The sequence below is a fragment of the Actinomyces marseillensis genome, from assembly GCF_900155605.1.
GTDB lineage: Bacteria > Actinomycetota > Actinomycetes > Actinomycetales > Actinomycetaceae > Pauljensenia > Pauljensenia marseillensis.
On sequence record NZ_LT707420.1, the window covers coordinates 1,712,109 to 1,728,090 of the forward strand.

Annotated in this window: 13 protein-coding genes; 5 read left to right on the top strand and 8 right to left on the bottom strand. The window is 56.9% G+C overall.

From position 1 onward, the window contains the following. Nucleotides 1-376: 376 nt before the first annotated feature. The 5 genes from BQ8011_RS07565 to BQ8011_RS07585 all read left to right on the top strand — a co-directional run bounded on the left by BQ8011_RS07565 (nt 377) and on the right by BQ8011_RS07585 (nt 8,331). The gene (locus BQ8011_RS07565; protein ID WP_072457743.1) at nt 377-1,927 is read left to right on the top strand and encodes a cytochrome ubiquinol oxidase subunit I; all 1,551 of its coding nucleotides are present in this window, start codon (nt 377-379) and stop codon (nt 1,925-1,927) included. A 14-nt stretch (nt 1,928-1,941) separates the two neighbouring features. Next, nucleotides 1,942-3,063 (top strand): cytochrome d ubiquinol oxidase subunit II, encoded by a 1,122-nt coding sequence (gene cydB, locus BQ8011_RS07570; protein ID WP_072456076.1) that lies wholly within the window; start codon nt 1,942-1,944, stop codon nt 3,061-3,063. Nucleotides 3,064-3,149: 86 nt separating this feature from the next. Further along, entirely contained in the window at nt 3,150-4,850 is a 1,701-nt protein-coding gene (gene cydD, locus BQ8011_RS07575) for a thiol reductant ABC exporter subunit CydD (RefSeq protein WP_072456078.1), read from the top strand. A 2-nt stretch (nt 4,851-4,852) separates the two neighbouring features. Continuing rightward, nucleotides 4,853-6,688: a thiol reductant ABC exporter subunit CydC gene (gene cydC / locus BQ8011_RS07580; RefSeq protein ID WP_072456080.1), complete on the top strand. Its 1,836-nt coding sequence runs from the start codon at nt 4,853-4,855 to the stop codon at nt 6,686-6,688. Further along, nucleotides 6,685-8,331, top strand: a complete 1,647-nt coding sequence (locus tag BQ8011_RS07585) for a GAF domain-containing sensor histidine kinase (protein ID WP_072456082.1) — start codon at nt 6,685-6,687, stop codon at nt 8,329-8,331. The genes cydC and BQ8011_RS07585 overlap by 4 nt, the downstream gene beginning before the upstream one ends. Nucleotides 8,332-8,340: 9 nt before the next feature. Here the strand turns inward: BQ8011_RS07585 and BQ8011_RS07590 are convergent, their stop codons facing one another. The 8 genes from BQ8011_RS07590 to BQ8011_RS07625 are packed head-to-tail and all read right to left on the bottom strand — an operon-like array spanning nt 8,341 to nt 15,869. Continuing rightward, nucleotides 8,341-8,955 (bottom strand): response regulator, encoded by a 615-nt coding sequence (locus tag BQ8011_RS07590; RefSeq protein ID WP_034234131.1) that lies wholly within the window; start codon nt 8,953-8,955, stop codon nt 8,341-8,343. Between the two features lie 34 nt (nt 8,956-8,989). Then, nucleotides 8,990-9,745 carry a ribonuclease III gene (gene rnc / locus BQ8011_RS07595; RefSeq protein ID WP_072456083.1) on the bottom strand — a complete coding sequence of 252 codons (756 nt, stop codon included), beginning with the start codon at nt 9,743-9,745 and terminating at the stop codon, nt 8,990-8,992. Continuing rightward, nucleotides 9,745-10,311, bottom strand: coding sequence for a YceD family protein (locus tag BQ8011_RS07600; RefSeq protein WP_072456085.1), 567 nt, complete (start codon nt 10,309-10,311; stop codon nt 9,745-9,747). Before BQ8011_RS07600 ends, rnc begins: the two co-directional genes overlap by 1 nt. Further along, nucleotides 10,304-11,020 (bottom strand): DivIVA domain-containing protein, encoded by a 717-nt coding sequence (locus tag BQ8011_RS07605; RefSeq protein WP_034501591.1) that lies wholly within the window; start codon nt 11,018-11,020, stop codon nt 10,304-10,306. Before BQ8011_RS07605 ends, BQ8011_RS07600 begins: the two co-directional genes overlap by 8 nt. Beyond that, nucleotides 11,013-11,522, bottom strand: coding sequence for a pantetheine-phosphate adenylyltransferase (gene coaD, locus BQ8011_RS07610; protein ID WP_072456086.1), 510 nt, complete (start codon nt 11,520-11,522; stop codon nt 11,013-11,015). The genes BQ8011_RS07605 and coaD overlap by 8 nt, the downstream gene beginning before the upstream one ends. Next, entirely contained in the window at nt 11,519-12,088 is a 570-nt protein-coding gene (gene rsmD, locus BQ8011_RS07615) for a 16S rRNA (guanine(966)-N(2))-methyltransferase RsmD (protein ID WP_072456088.1), read from the bottom strand. The genes coaD and rsmD overlap by 4 nt, the downstream gene beginning before the upstream one ends. Before the next feature lie 14 nt (nt 12,089-12,102). Continuing rightward, nucleotides 12,103-14,262 (bottom strand): ATP-dependent DNA helicase RecG, encoded by a 2,160-nt coding sequence (locus BQ8011_RS07620; protein ID WP_072456090.1) that lies wholly within the window; start codon nt 14,260-14,262, stop codon nt 12,103-12,105. Further along, nucleotides 14,259-15,869 (bottom strand): hypothetical protein, encoded by a 1,611-nt coding sequence (locus tag BQ8011_RS07625; protein WP_072456092.1) that lies wholly within the window; start codon nt 15,867-15,869, stop codon nt 14,259-14,261. The genes BQ8011_RS07620 and BQ8011_RS07625 overlap by 4 nt, the downstream gene beginning before the upstream one ends. Nucleotides 15,870-15,982 lie beyond the last annotated feature (113 nt).

Sequence of the window (15,982 nt, forward strand, 5' to 3'; positions counted from 1 at the left end):
ACTGCTGGGTCTGTATTTACACGCGTTTAAGCGGAAGTCTCTTCGAAGTCGCATGAGGCGACCACAGGCATGCGCGTTCTCATAGAAACATGCGCTGTGATGGTCAGAGAGTGCGCTCCAACCATTTCGTCTCCCCTATTGTCTCATAGGGTGCGCAGGCATGCTTGAGCTGCCATTCGGCGGTTCGCGCCGAGCTCAATGCGTCACCCACGGAGCCGCTGAAGAAAACGACACAGTGCCCTGATTATTCAGAAAAGCAGCATTTTAGACGGTTGCGTTCTATATTTGTTGACACAACGTCGTTAAAGTTTTGCCACATCTGTGACGAACTTATGACACACCCTGAACACAATTTCCCTGAGACAGGACTATGACCATGACCTTTGCTCCAGCTGCACTCGATGCGCTGACACTGGGACGATGGCAATTCGGTATCCTGACCGTTTACCACTTCGTCTTGGTTCCTCTCACCATCGGTCTGTCGCTCCTGGTCGCAATTATGCAGACCGTGTGGCACAAGACAGGTAAAGAGGAATGGCTTCAGGCAACCCGTTTCTTCGGCAAGTTGCTCTTGATCAACTTCGCCCTCGGTGTTGCCACCGGTATCGTGCAGGAATTCCAATTCGGCATGAACTGGTCGGAGTATTCCCGCTACGTTGGCGACATCTTCGGTGCTCCGCTCGCTGTCGAGGCCCTTTTGGCCTTCTTCCTTGAATCAACCTTCCTGGGATTGTGGATCTTCGGTTGGGGACGCCTCTCCAAGGGCTGGCACCTTGCCTGCATTTGGTTGGCATCGATCGGAACCATGATCTCCGCCCTGTGGATCCTCGGAGCAAACTCCTGGATGCAACACCCCGTAGGCGCACGATTCAACCCCGAAACCGGTCGCGCAGAACTGGATGGAGCCGCAGGCTTCCTCAAGGTCGTTGCCAACCCGGTTCTTGTGTGGGAATACACCCACGTCATTACCTCCGCATGGCTCGTTGCCGGTACCTTCGTTGCAGGTCTTTCCGTGTGGTGGATGACTCGCGCAAAGCGCCTCGGCGGTGAAGAAGGCGCAAAGGAAGCCGCACGCATGTGGCGCCCGATCGCGCGCTTCGGCCTCGCCGTCATCCTGATCGGTGGAATCGGAACTGCAGCAACCGGCCACTTCCAAGGCCAGGAGCTGGTCGAGATTCAGCCCATGAAGATGGCAGCTGCAGAAGGTGTCTGTGTCGATACTCAGGGCGCAGCATTCACCGTTGCACAGTTCGGCGAATGCCCGCTGGGTGAGGATGGTGCTCAGCCCACCAAGTTCATCGAAGTTCCCGGCGTTGCCGCCTTCATGTCGCACAATTCTTTCTCGGCCAACGTCAAGGGCGTTGCCGACGAGCAAAAGCGCATGGTCGAACTCCTGAACTCGAATGCAGACTTCGTCAAGACCTATGGCGATGCATCCCAATATGATTTCCGTCCCCCGCAGATGGTGACCTTCTGGTCCTTCCGAATCATGATCGGCCTGGGTGCCTTCTCTGCTCTCTTGGCGCTGTGGGGCCTGTGGGCAACGCGCAAGGGACAGGTTTCTGCATCGAAGGCGTTGGGAACTTTCGCGCTTGTCTCCATCCCGATGCCCTTCCTAGCTGCGTCCTTCGGTTGGATCTTCACTGAAATGGGACGTCAGCCTTGGGTTGTTGTTCCTAACCTCGCAGGACTTGAAAGCGGCGATCCCATCGGCTCGGTCATGATGATGACTTCCGCTGGTATCTCCAGCGCTGTCCCTGCTTGGCAGGTTCTCTTCTCGATGGTTATCTTCACGATCGTTTACGCAGTCCTCGGCGTCATTTGGTTCATCCTCATGAAGCGCTACGCCGCCGAAGGCCTCCACTCCCGCTCCAAGGACGCATCCGATGAGGAAGCGACCGCTGGCGCACTCTCCTTCGGGTACTGAGGAAAGGAAGACCCATGACACTAAGTATTTTGTGGTTTATCCTCATCGCCGTCCTGTGGACCATGTACCTGGTTCTCGAGGGCTTCGACTATGGCGTTGGAATGCTCCAAGGATTCCTCGCCCGCGACGATCGCGAGCGCACTCAGGCGCTGCGCACCATCGGCCCCCACTGGGATGGCAATGAAGTGTGGCTTCTCACCGCCGGTGGAGCGACCTTCGCAGCATTCCCCGAGTGGTACGCCACGATGTTCTCCGGAATGTACTTGGCACTCTTCCTGATCCTCCTCGCCCTGATCGTGCGCGTGTGCGCAGTTGAATGGCGTTCGAAGATCAAGTCCGAGAAGTGGCGCAGCATCTGGGATCGCACCCACGCTGTATCGGCTCTCCTCGTTCCGCTCCTCTTCGGTGTTGCCTTCGCCAACCTGGTGCAGGGAATGAAGATCGAAGTTGTCACCCACGGCACCAATACGGTGGTTGCCCCCGAGGATGTTCCCGCATCTTTGGCAACGGCTGTTCACCAGCTCACCGGCGGGTTCTTCTCTCTTCTCACCCCCTACACGCTCCTTGGCGGAGTCGTCCTGGTTGCCCTGTGCTTGGCACACGGTGCACAGTTCCTCGCGCTCAAGACCGAGGGCGACTTGCGCGAGCGAGCAAATACATTTGCTGCTCCCGCTTCTGTCGCGGCCACTGCTCTGGCAGCAATCTGGGTGATCTGGGGACAATTCGCATACTCGACGAATGTCTTCGCGTGGCTCCCGTTGCTCGTTGCAGCCCTGTGCTTGATCGCCCAGGCAGCCTTCTCCCAGAAGGCTCTGCGTCGTGAAGGATTGGCATTCCTCTTCTCCTGCATCGCAATGGCAGGCGCTGTCGCATGGATCTTCTCCGCGATGGCTCCCGCAGTGATGAAGTCGAGTATCAACCCCGCTTACTCACTGACCATTGAGCAGGCATCCTCGACCCAGGGAACGCTGATCGTCATGTCGATCGTGGCCTTGTGCCTCGTCCCCGTGGTTCTCGCCTACACTGTGTGGTCCTACTGGAAGTTCCGTTCTCGCGTTTCAACAAAGGACGTGTCAACGGACACCGGTTTGATCTTCGACAAGATCAGACTGGATCAGAATTTCCTCGCGGGCTGATCCCCGCAGAGCTGGTGGCCTCGGGAAACCGGGGCCACCAGTTTTTTCAGCGAGCATCTCCCCCTCAAAGGAAAGAAAATAGAGGAATGCGCCCCCTGGACCCTCGACTGCTCAAATACGCACGAAGCGCCCGTCGCCACATCATCGTCATTTCGATCCTTGGCATTTTGACGGCGCTCCTTGTGATCGCACAGACTCTTGCGCTTTCTGCAGCTCTCTCCCCCGCGGTCACCTCTGGGGCAACTCTTGCACAACTGCGCATGCCCTTGTGCGTCCTTGCCGTGATCGTTGCGCTCCGGGCGGCCGTCATCGGGATTCGCGAGGCCCTTGGCCACCGCGCTGCAGACCGAACGATCCGCGAGTTACGTGCACACGTCATCGACCACATCGCGCAATTGGGTCCGCGCTGGCGAGCAACAAACGGCAGCGAGGCCTCGACACTTCTTACGCGCGGCTTAAGTGATCTCTCTCCCTACTTCGTCGACTACCTACCCCAGCTTGTCCTTACTGCGACCGTCACTCCCCTTGCTTTGGCGACGATTCTCTATCTGGATTTTTGGTCGGCATTCATCGCAGCGATCGTCGTTCCTTTAATTCCTATTTTCATGGCGCTAATCGGCCGTTTCACGCAGGATGCGTCCTCAGCAAAGCTTGAATCAATGCAACAGCTCGGTGCGCAGATGCTTGATCTCATTGCCGGATTACCCACCCTTCGAGCACTCGGTCGCGAAGGTGCCCCTCGAAAGCATCTTGCCGCGCTGTCCGCCTCGAACACGCGAGCAACTATGGGGACTTTGCGCGTTGCTTTCCTCTCGGGCGCTGTTCTTGAATTCCTCTCCACCTTATGCGTCGCGCTGGTCGCCGTTGAAGTCGGTATGCGCATGGTTTTCGGTAACGTCGATCTCTTCACTGGCCTCGCGGTCATCATGCTAGCCCCAGAGGTATTCGAGCCTCTTCGCCAGGTTGGTGCGCAATTTCATGCATCCGCGAACGGTGTCGCAGCAGCCGAGCGAGCCTTTGACATCCTCGAAACGTCCGCAGTCACTGATGAAGATTCACTGTCTCCCTCTACTCTCGACTCAATTGACTGGTCGAGGACACAGATCGTCATCCGCGATCTTTCGATTGCTGCTCGCGGTGTGTGGGCGCCTGCCTGTGCCAATGCCGTTGTCCTTCCGGGTAAGCTCAATGTTCTCATCGGGCCTTCGGGCGCAGGAAAGACCAGTACGATTTATGCGTTGATGCAGCTCATCGATCCAGATCACGGCGAAATTTGCTTGCGCAACCAGGACTCAGCCACAGATATCAATGTGCGTGAGCTTGCTCGTGAGCAATGGTGGAAGACCATCACCTGGGTGCCGCAACACCCCACTTTGATCCCTGGAACTTTGCGCGAGCAGCTTCCCCCGGCCTCGAATGATGATCTCGAGGCCGCAGCCTCCCTGTGTGCTTTCAGCGACGTTCTCGATTCGCTTCCTCTTCGGTGGGATACTCCCATTGGCCAGGGAGGGATTGGCCTATCCGTTGGGCAAAGACAACGTTTTGCCCTGACTCGCGCGCTTGTAGCAACCACGCCCATCGTGATTTTGGATGAGCCAACCGCGCACCTCGATGCCGCCAGTGAAGAAGTTGTTCTCCGCGCGATTGAAACCCTGCGCGGGCAAGGCCGAACGGTCATCGCTATCGCGCACAGGCAGGCGTTAATCGAGGCAGCAGATCAGATTATTCAGATCCACAGCATGCAGATGAACGAAGAAGAACTCGAAGAAGTGGAAGGAGGCAAGTAGTTATGCGGATCCTCACTCCTCAAGAACGTTCCTCCCTGCGCTGGGCTATTTCTTTGCTGCGCGTTGACAAATGGCGTTTTGTCTCTGCTCTCCTTCTTGCAAGTCTGGGCATTGGGTCCTCGATTGCACTTGGTGCCACTTCTGCTTGGCTTATTGCGCGTGCTTCCCAGATGCCCCCTGTTCTGGTTCTTTCTGTTGCCGCTACATCGGTGCGCCTCTTCGGTGTCTCACGTGCACTCCTGCGTTACATTCAACGCCTTGTCTCCCATCGAGTCGCTCTCGAGGGAATGGATCACCTTCGTCTGCACCTCTATGACCAAATTGCGCAGGCAGATCTGAGCCACGTCACTTCCCTGCGTCGCGGAGACCTTCTTGCACGCATCGGTTCCGATGTTGATGAAGTCGGCGACTTTATCGTGAAATCGGCTCTTCCGGCCGGGGTCGCAGCCATTGTTGGCTGTGGAACCGTCGGGGCCCTGGCGCTCTTATCACCGGGGGCGGCAGTGATCTTGGCACTGTGTCTTATCGCTTCGGGTGTGCTCGCTCCTCTTGTCACCGCTCGCGCACAACGAGCTGCCCAAGTCGAAGGTATTGAGGCACGTAGCTCTTTGAGTTCTGCCCTTGTCACACTTATTGACGGTTATGACGAGTTGGCGATCAATGGATTGGTCGGCCGCGCTCAGGCAGAGCTTGAACGCGCTGAGGACCGTATTGAGTCCTCACGAAAGGGCGCAGCGCGCGCCTCCGCTTGGGCTCAGTTCATTGATCGAGCAGCAATGGGATGCGCCGTTGTCGGAGCCTTGCTCGTAGGGATCCCCAGCGTCAACGCTCAGATCCTCAGTGCGGTGGCTTTAGCCGTTATTGCACTCACTCCCCTGTCTTCTTTCGAAGCATCCTCTCAAATGAATTCCGCTGTCGCCCAGCTCGTGCGTTCTGCACAGGCAGCAGCGCGCATTGATGAACTCATCGGGCCCAGGGCTCTTCTATCTGCAAAGAATGCTGGCCAAGAAACAGCTGACTCCACGCAAGGCGCCCACGCGGCCTCGGGAAAGCACAAGGAAACGATCACGCCAGAAATGGTGAGCTCGCCGCTTCTGCGTGCTGAAAACCTCTCGATCGCGTGGCCGAATAGCCCCGAGCTTGTTGAAGGACTCGACCTCGAAGTCGAGCGTGGACGGTCCATAGCAATTGTCGGCCCCTCGGGGATCGGGAAAACAACACTTCTCTACACTCTTGCGGGTCTCATTCCGCCGCGAGAGGGAAGCCTTACCCTCAACGATGTCAGTCTCATGGACATTCCCCACCAGGAGAGCTCATCAGTTCTCCAAGTGACCGCTGAAGATGCCCATATTTTCGCGACAAGCATTTTTGAGAACCTCCGCGTCGCAAACCCAGATCTGGACAAACAACAGGCCCTCGACTTACTCAGCGCAGTCGGCCTCGAGCAGTGGTGCGCTTCTTTGCCGGAGGGAATCGATACCCTCATCGGCGCCGGCGCGACTGGAGTTTCCGGTGGAGAGCGCCGCAGACTCTTGGTCGCACGAGCTCTTGCTTCCCCGGCGCCTATCATTCTCATTGACGAGGCCAGTGAGCATTTGGATCCCCAATCAGCCGACGCGCTCATGCGCACTTTGGCGCAACGTACCCGTCAGCGTGGTTTGCTCATTGTCACGCACCGCTTGAGTGCTCTTCAACTGGCCGATGAGATTATCCTGATGGGGTATCCCGATGGAGATCCTCGCAAGCGCCCAGCACAGATCATTGCGCGAGGAACTTTCGAGCAGCTCGCCCAAAACAACGAGCACTTCCGTTGGGCACTGAGTCAGGAGGACCAATGAGCCCGGAGAGGACCGACTCTCGACTTCTTGAGGCTGCACTCGATGTGACCTCAAGCCTCGACCTCCAGCGAATTCTGGAAAACTTCGTCGAACGCGCATGCGCATTAACCGGTGCACGCTACGCAGGATTGTCGGTTCTCGACACGTGGGGTGATACGACAATGTCCGTCGAATTCGGCGATGCCCCCGCAGGAAACGCCTCGCCGGACCAGCTTCCCGGTGAGCTCGTCGAGCGTATTACCGACGAGGGCTACGTTATTTTGAACGATCCGAGCCTGCTTGAAAACCTCCCGGGTTTCGAGAATTTCCTCGGCGTTTCAGTGACTTTCCAAGGCCAGGTCTACGCCCGCCTGTATTTGGTTAATCGCCTGGGAGGATTTGGACTGAGCGCGCTACGCATTGTCCAGACGCTAGCCTCGGCCGCGGGAATTGCTGTTGAAAACGCTCACCTGTATGCAGATGCTCGACGACGCGCCAGGTGGATCCGCGCTTCCCAACAGCTCACGACTTCGATGCTTGAGGGCGCGGATGAAGAAGAAGGCCTTACTCTGATTGCCCAGACCGTTCGCGAGGTTTCGCAAGCAGATACGGCGATTATCGTTCTGCCTTCGGTCAAAGACACGTGGGCTGCGGAAATTACCGATGGGCATCACGCGGATCGTCTTCTCGGCGTAATGTTCCCACCCGAGGGCCGCGCAATGTCGGTGCTTAATGAGGGAACCGGCATGATCGTTGATTCCCTCGCCCGCGCTCAGACTATGCGTATCCCTGAGTTCACTGAATTCGGCCCTGCGCTTTATGCTCCTCTACGCGGGAGAGGAAAGCCTGCGGGAGTCCTCATTTTGCTCCGCTTACCAGGCAAACCAGAATTCGACTACTCCGAACTTGCCCTCGCTGAGTCCCTCGCTGCTCAAGCTGCTCTTGCTTTGGAACTTGCTTCAGCGCGTCACGCGGAAGACGTCGCTTCCCTTCTGGATGAGCGCGACCGTATCGGTCGGGATCTTCACGATTTCGCAATTCAACAGCTCTTTGCTGCGGGAATGCAGTTGGACGCTACCAAGCAAAAAGTTAGCGAAGAGCAGCTTGAGGTCAGCGAAGTCATTCACGCCCTTGACCTCTCCTTGGCGTCCATTGACGAGGCCGTGCGCCAGATCCGCGCAATCGTCCACAACCTGCGTGAACCAGATTCCAATGTGGGTCTAGTGGAGCGTATTCGTCGAGAGTCCTCGCTCTCGCGTTCTTTCTTGGGTTTTGCCCCCTCGCTGTTGATATCCGTTGATGGTCAAGCCGTCAACGAGCAAGCAGAGAGCGAAGACTGCCTCGTGGAATTGGTGGATTCCAGGGTCGATGACTCACGAAGTGATGACGCGGTCGCCGTCGTTCGAGAGGGACTGTCAAACATTGCCCGTCATGCTCACGCAACGGCTGGCGCTGTCAGTGTTGACCTTCACGGAGACACGAACTCAGGTAGCCTCACGGTGTCCATCGCAGACGACGGGGTTGGAATCGACCCTGAACACACGAGAAATTCAGGGCTTGCGAATATGGCAGAACGCGCGCGTCTGAACGGTGGAACATTCACGTTGGGGACAGGTTTAGAGGGGAAAGGCACCAGGATCACCTGGCGCGTCCCCCTGTCCTAAACAAGGCTTTCAATTACGCCAAGCGGCGGCGCGCTGGCCGGCAACCCACGCTGCTACTTGGGTTCGGCGTTGCAACCCCATCTTCGAGAGCAGCGACGTGATGTGGTTCTTGACGGTCTTTTCAGCGACGCCAAGCTTTGCGCCGATCTCTCGGTTCGACAGTCCGTCCCCGATCAGTTCCAAAACTTTGCGTTCCGAAGGAGTCAGATCAGCCGTCGGATCGTCGTGATCTGCGCGCCGACGCGTCAGCGTGCGCTCATCCAGAAGAATACGCCCCTGTGCCACGGCCTTAATGACATCGGTGATTTCCGCACCTCGAACGGTCTTCAGGACGTAGGCACGTGCCCCCTTGGCAAGGGATTCAGCCAAGGCCTCGTCATCATCAAAGGAAGTCAGAACGATCGGACGGATCTCGGGGTTTGTCTGCCCGAGGGATTCCATGATGTCGATCCCCGTCCCGTCGGGGAGTTGAAGATCAACAAGGATGACATCAGGACTGACCAATTGCGCTCGACGCAAGGCGTCTTGGACCGTTCCAGCTTCTGCAACAACTTCAAGGTCATCTGCACGATCGACGATTTCCGCGATACCTCGGCGGACAATCTCATGATCATCGACGATCATGACGCGGATGGGAGTTTCAAATGCTTCTTCTGTTTCAGCCACGGGCTTCTCCTTCTGTTTTCTTCCGCGAGCGCTGCCTGGTCAGACGGGCAACAGCGTCCGCAGCAGCAGCATTTTCAGCATGTTTCTTTGAGGATCCGACGCCCTGGCCAACCTGCTCAGTTCTCGAGGCGACGTGCGCATGCGCGGTAAACACCCTCTGGTGGTCGGGGCCTTCGCCCTCCACCTCGTAGGTGACTGCCCCCATATCGTGGGTGAAAGCAAACTCGGTGAGAGTCGTCTTCCAATCCTGCTCTGCAGCGCGTTCGACCGCGTGTACGAGAAGGAAACCAAGGTGACGCAAAATCGTCTCTCTGGCACCTTCAAGCCCAACACTTAAATAGGTTGCTCCAACGAGAGCCTCAAAGGTATCGGAAAGAATCGAGTCCTTGTCGCGTCCTCCGTGCGTGCTTTCCCCACGGCCAAGGTAAATGTACTCCCCCAGTTCGATGTGCCTTGCAGCTTGCGCAAGAGGCTCCTGAGACACGGTTGCGGCACGCATCCGTGACAGCTCAGATTCAGGTACGTCGACGTGGCGATGGAAGAGTTCATCGGCAATAACGATGGAAAGAACAGAGTCTCCCAAGAACTCCAAACGCTCGTTATGCGCGATGCCCCCTGCCTCGTTTGCGTAGGAGCGGTGAATGAGCGCAAGGTCCAAGAGATCTTGGCGTACCGGGGTCCCCCATGCTTCAAGCAGGGTATCGGTTTGAGGGCGCGGCGGAACCGGGAGTTTCGATCGGCGAGCCATCAGTTCTCATCCTGGTGCGAGAGCTGATCAAAAAGCCCCGCGAGCCCTGCAAGGCGCGGATCAATCACGACGTGCTCGTGGTCTTCGGGCAGATCCTCCCACTTTTCTCCGCACCCCGGGCACAGTCCCTGGCAATCGGGCTTGCACAGTGGCCGGTCTTCCATCAAAGTGACGATCCCATCGCGCACAATCGACTCGATATCGATCGTATCTTTTGCCGAGATCGTCAGGAAGTCATCGGCTTCTTCATCGTTTTCCTGGCGAAGGCGCTGGGCAGCTTTGGGCTCGAAGAATAGCTCATCAATATCGACGCTGTGGTGACGATGCACCTCGTCAAGGCAACGTACGCATTCACCTTCAAGGTCGACGTCAGCGTGTACACGCACCAAAACACCATCATCAACCGAGGTGATTGCAACATCAATAGGAAGCTCACTGCCCGGAGCAACACGCATGATGGAGGTCCCCAGGTCCTCGGGGACTTCCCACATCAGCTCATAGTCGCGCATTGATCCCGGCGAGCGAGAAAGATCGCGCAGGGAAATTTCTAGAGGACGTTCATTCATGTTCTAAAGTCACATTCGTCAAATCACGACCATTGCGCTCGGCAATGGCGCGCCGACCGGCATCGGTGCGGCGTTGGAGTTCTTGGAGCAGCGAGGACAACTCGCTGAGCGAAGCCGAGGCGTACTCATCAGCGCCGGTACGCATCTGCTTTTCCTGGGCACGAGCCTGCGAAACGATCTCACGCGCACGTTCCTCGGCCATCTGCTTGATGTTTTCGCTTGAGATCAAGCGCTCCGCTTGGGCGTTCGCATCGGCCAGCGTATTTTCTGCATCCGATTGTGCCTGCGCGCGAACTCGAGCTGCTTCTTCCTCGGCCTTTTCACGGGTACGCTGCGCTTGCTCTTCAGCCTCGGCGACCAGCTGGTCCGCCTTCTCACGGGCCTCGTCGATTGTCGAACGAGCACGCGCGTTCGCCTCGGCAATAGTTGTTTCCGCAGCTGAGTCAGCACGCACCAGCACGGCGTCGGCATCGGCCACAACCGCATCCGCAGCCTTCAAATCATCGGGAAGAGCTTCACGTGCTTGGTCAAGAAGATCCAATAGCTCAGCTCGGTTAACCATAACGGACGCCGAAAGCGGGACTGCACGCGCAGCTTCAAGGAGATCTTCAATTCGATCCAAAGCAGCAATGACGGTCGAGGGACCGTAGACTGTCTGGTCCTCCCACTGCTGCGCCGAATCCGCCTGCTCGTCGTGGGTCTCAGTCATTGTGTCCTCCTGTTGCTCGATGCGCGTACACTACGTCTCTATTTTCTCCCCACAGAGTCAAAACTGAGGAAGGAACATACCGAGAAACATCCATTCCCCAGCCAAAAAGTTCACGCACCAATGACGAGGAGACATGCTGATAGCGCGGATCGGTAGGAATCCACAGTGTTTCTACCCCACCGATTTCCCTATTCGTTACGGCCTGAGTCATCTCGGAGTCCATATCCGCGCTGGTGCGAATCCCCTTCACGACTACGTCGACATCATTTTCAGCGCAAAAATCAACAAGCAGTCCGCGCATCGGGAGAACCTCAACATTGGGCAGATGAGCAACCCCCGCTCTAGCGCTTTCAAGCCGGCATTTCATTTCGCTTGCCGAGGCCTTGGCCGGGTTCACCCCGACCGCAACGATCACGTGATCCGCAATGCGCGAAGCGCGCGTAATGATGTCGAGGTGTCCCACTGTAAGGGGGTCAAAACTCCCTGGAATAACGGCTTTCATTCGCTCTCGTGGTCCTGTTCGTCAAGTGGAGGCGCAAGGAAAAAGACTCGTGTTTCTCCCCAGTCCCTGCGGTCTTCACACATCAATCCCTCTGGAATCTCAACTTCGGGAGAACGCGTCGATCGTTCTACAACGATGGAGGCATCTGGAGAACATAAAGGAAGCAGGGCTTTGAGGAGTTCAGTGACGTCCTGGCTTGCCTCGTCATAGGGTGGATCGATAAAGACTAGGTCAAATGAACCGCTCAGGCGATTGGAGACCGCAGAAAGAGCATCTGCGCCAATGATCAGCGCTTCGGGCGCAAGTGGAAGGTTCTTCTTTAAAGTGCGAATTGCTGCCGCAGATGAGTCCACTAAGGTTAGGGACGCTGCTCCCCGCGAGATGGCCTCGAAACCCAAAGCGCCGCTTCCCGCATACAGATCAAGGACTCTTGCATCTTCAATGACACCCATGTGCTCGAGACGCGAAAAAATTGCCTCACGCACACGTTCGGAGGTCGGCCGAGTCCCTGAAGGAGGAACCTGGAGGATTCGTCCTTTCAAAGTGCCAGCAATAATTCGAGTCATGGTTTAAGACTACGTTAGCTACGCTCCATCCACACGAGCTCTTCGCTTGAAGCGTCATTGAGAGCTTGTCGCAACGCGGCGTGTTCACTCAGCTCGGGATCAGCGGCAAGAAGCTCCTGCGCACACGAACGTGCCTCCTCAATAATCTCTCCGTCGCGAACGACGCTTAAGAAACGCAGGCGAGAAGATTTTCCAGACTGAGCCGATCCCAAAACATCCCCTTCCCTACGCAGCGCAAGATCGGCCTCGGCAAGGACAAAGCCATCTGTCGTTGAAGCGAAGGCATCGAGGCGTTTGGCAGAAGTATCGGTGATCGCACTGGGGTGAACTGCCATGCACACACTTGCTCGAGCGGAGCGCCCAACGCGCCCGCGCAATTGATGGAGCTGAGAAAGGCCGAACTGTTGCGCGTCCAAGATGATCATCATGGTCGCCTCCGGAACGTCGACTCCGACCTCGATGACGGTAGTAGCCACAAGAATCGGGCATTCACCGCTAGCGAAGGCACTCATGATGGCTTCTTTATCCTCGCTACTGTCGCGCCCCGTCAAAGCTGCCGTACCAATCCCGCGCAGGGCATCGTTCGTGGAGAGGGAGAGCAAGGTTTGGGAAACTGAGGCAAGGGGAACAGAAGACTCAGAATCGAGCAGCGCATCGCTCGTATCAGAGTCATCAATGCGGGGACAGACGATATATACACGTCCGCCTCCGTCGATCTCCTCACGAGCGCGCTGCCACATTCGTCTCATCCACGACTCATTGCCCGCGTCAACAACGTAGGTGGCTACAGGCTGACGGCCCTTGGGCAGTTCCTTCATGACGGTCACATCTAGGTCGCCGAAAATCGTCATGGCGACGCTTCTTGGGATCGGAGTAGCAGTCATGACTAGCTGATGGACTAGGAGCCCATCATTTCGGCTGTCTCGAAGTGCATCGCGTTGGCGCACACCGAAACGGTGCTGTTCATCAATCACTGCAAGGGCTAGGTCCGCAAAGAGATTACGAGCAAAAAGCAAGGCGTGGGTGCCGACGACAATGAGCGGAGTCCCAGAGGCAAGTAAGCGTTCAATTTCGCGTCTAGCCGGAGCAGGTGTCGAGGATGTCAGAAGGCGCAGGTCGATTGAAAAACCTGCCTTTTCAAGAGGTGCAAGCAGTGCACGCAAAGAATCCACGTGCTGCTTCGCTAAAACTTCGGTGGGAGCAAGAAGAGCACCCTGATGCCCGGCGGCGACGACTTGGATAAGTGCGGCCAATGCGACGACAGTTTTCCCAGAACCGACGTCTCCTTCAAGGAGACGCTGCATGGGGTGAGAATCTGCCAATCCCGCACTGATCTGCTCAATCGCATGCTTTTGGGAATCGGTCAAAGTAAAGGGAAGAGAGGACAAGAAGGCAGTCAATTCAGGCGACGAGTGCGGCGAGACGCAAGCCTGTATCGCGTTGTTGCCTAGACGTCTGTGCGCGAGAAAAGCCTGGAGGATAAAGGCTTCCCTCCACCGCAAGTTCTTCTTCGCTCGTGCCACTTCTTCGTCACTTGTTCCTTGGTGAAGAAGGAGGAGTGAACGGCCAAGGGGATCGATATCGTAGCGCGTGCGGATACTATCCGGAATAGGGTCTGGGATTGAATCGAGCTCAATCGATTCAAGGAGAACAGCAATCGCTCGGGCGATCACCCACGAGGTGATACCACCTTTAGAGGAATAAATGGGGATCGGGCGATGGGATCTCTCGCGAAGGGAACGATCATCTTGATCGTCTTCGACTCCCTCGAATTCGGGATGCACCAGCTGCAGATTCCCCCGATATGATCCGACCTTCCCGGCGAAAAGAAAGTATTCTCCCGGTTGAAGCAGGCGTTCATGAACGCTGAGCTTGTAGGGATTTGCAGCAAAGAAGGTGGCACTCATCTGGCTTGTGCCATCCGTGAGGAGCACTTCAAGGCGCACTCCTGCCCGCGAGCGATTCGGGATCAGGCGAGTACTGACGACTTCCGCCAAGATTGTGACGTCTTCACCGCTGCGCAAAATATGCATGGGGGTCAGCGCACCCCAGTGGTAGTACCGCCTCGGCGCTTCAAGAAGCAGGTCTCCGACAGTATTGATCCCTGCCTTCTCAAGTTTCTTCGCGAGCTTGGCAGGAAGGCGCAGATTCAGCGGGGCATCAAGCGGATTCACGACAGGGCCTGCACAAGAGAATGCACCTGGGGAGAAGCGTCGATAACCTCAAGATCCGCACCGCTCACTTCGAGGTTTAATCCGTCTAAGAGCTGACGCAGCACGGCGATAAGAGTGCCCGAGTCTTCACTACCGGCTAGGAGAGCCCACCGAGAAGGAGCGTAGGTGATAAGTTCTTGAACAGCACGTGAGATGTCCTCGACTTGCCAATCCGCTTCGATCGGCCTGGAATGCTGGGCGAGTAATGCGCTTTGCGCGTTTTCTTCAACAAGCGCGCAAAGCCTTGGAGCCACTTGCCGTCCCCCGGGCTGGGGAACGAAAAGGGGTGCGCAGGCGCGACTGACCGCGAGCGCTTCCAATTCATTGTGCGACGAGGCGATGAGAACGCTCAGTTCCGGCTCTGCGCCCAGGCGCTCGTAAGACACGCTGATCCTCTGCGCCAAAGCAAGACAGTCACGATCACTAGGAACGATCAATTCCACACCACTGGAGGCACAGCGGGCGGGCTGGACTAAGGCTTCGAGGTCTTCAAGCTGAGGGTCGAGGAACACGTGCGCACCGCACAGTGCAAGGTCTTCAACCATTCCGGGGATGCGAGTGCAAGCCACTACTGCAGCGCGTTCTACTCGGCGGATCGGCTGGCGCTCGAGGAGTCGGATCCCGCGGTGCGTCACGCCATCGGCCAAAGTATCGATACCGATTGTTTCGTCAGGCCGCGCATCGGCGACATGGAAACGCAGGGTACGTCCTCGGTGCGGGCGAACAGAAAGAGGTGCGGCAGTATCAATATGGAAGCGCCACTCCCCCAGCCCGAAGAGATCAGACTGACCGATCCACGAGTAGCGGGCGTTTAAAGCATCGAGGTGACGACAGTGCGCCTCACAATCGTCTTGAGTTCCTTGAAGAATCACGTCAACGGTGAAGGCACGATCGGGAGCGGGAGCGCTGGGACGCACGCGGCTCGCAGTTTGTCCGGCAAGTTCAGCAAGCATCGCGGCAAGAGACTCGAGCATTCCGAGATCATCGCGACATGCTGCGTCAAGAGCGCTGAGCATGAGTGCGACGACAGCGGCTCCTGCATCGATTGTTCCGGTCGAAGCACTGGTGGCCTCGACGAGGCCAAATTGCGCAGCGGCACAGAAGGCGGAGAGCTCCTCGGGAATTTCTGGCAGAGTATCTCCAAGTCCCATGAGCTCTGAGGAAGCTTCAGCGATCATCGCATCGAAGGCCGCGGTGTGACCGTTGATAGTTGAGGAGGCAGATGCGGTTGCGACGAGCATACGTCGCAGGCGAATGGGGGTGAGTTCTTGTTCTCCAAGAGCCACACGCCAAGACTGCAAGATGGAGACGATCAGTATTCCGCAGTGTCCCAAGGAAGCACGTACTCCGGCTTGGAGTGCGACATCCAGCCCGATAGATAAAGGATCGTCTTCGGGAAATCCACTGAGGGAATGGGCGAGGGCTTCAAAAGTGACTCGGGCGTTTGTTCCCGTATCGCAATCGCCACCGCCGACACCATCGAGGTCATCGATAAAAGGCGCAAGCTTTGTCATCTCGTCTGCTGCAATGCGAAAGCTGCGTGCGAGCACTCCAGAGTCTAAAGACACCACTTATCCTTTGATCGACGTCTTGTAACGTACTGTTGCCGGTTGAAGGGGATGATGACATTGTTTCGCGCCCACACACATGTGTGCCACCTGACACGCATATTTCCCCCGTG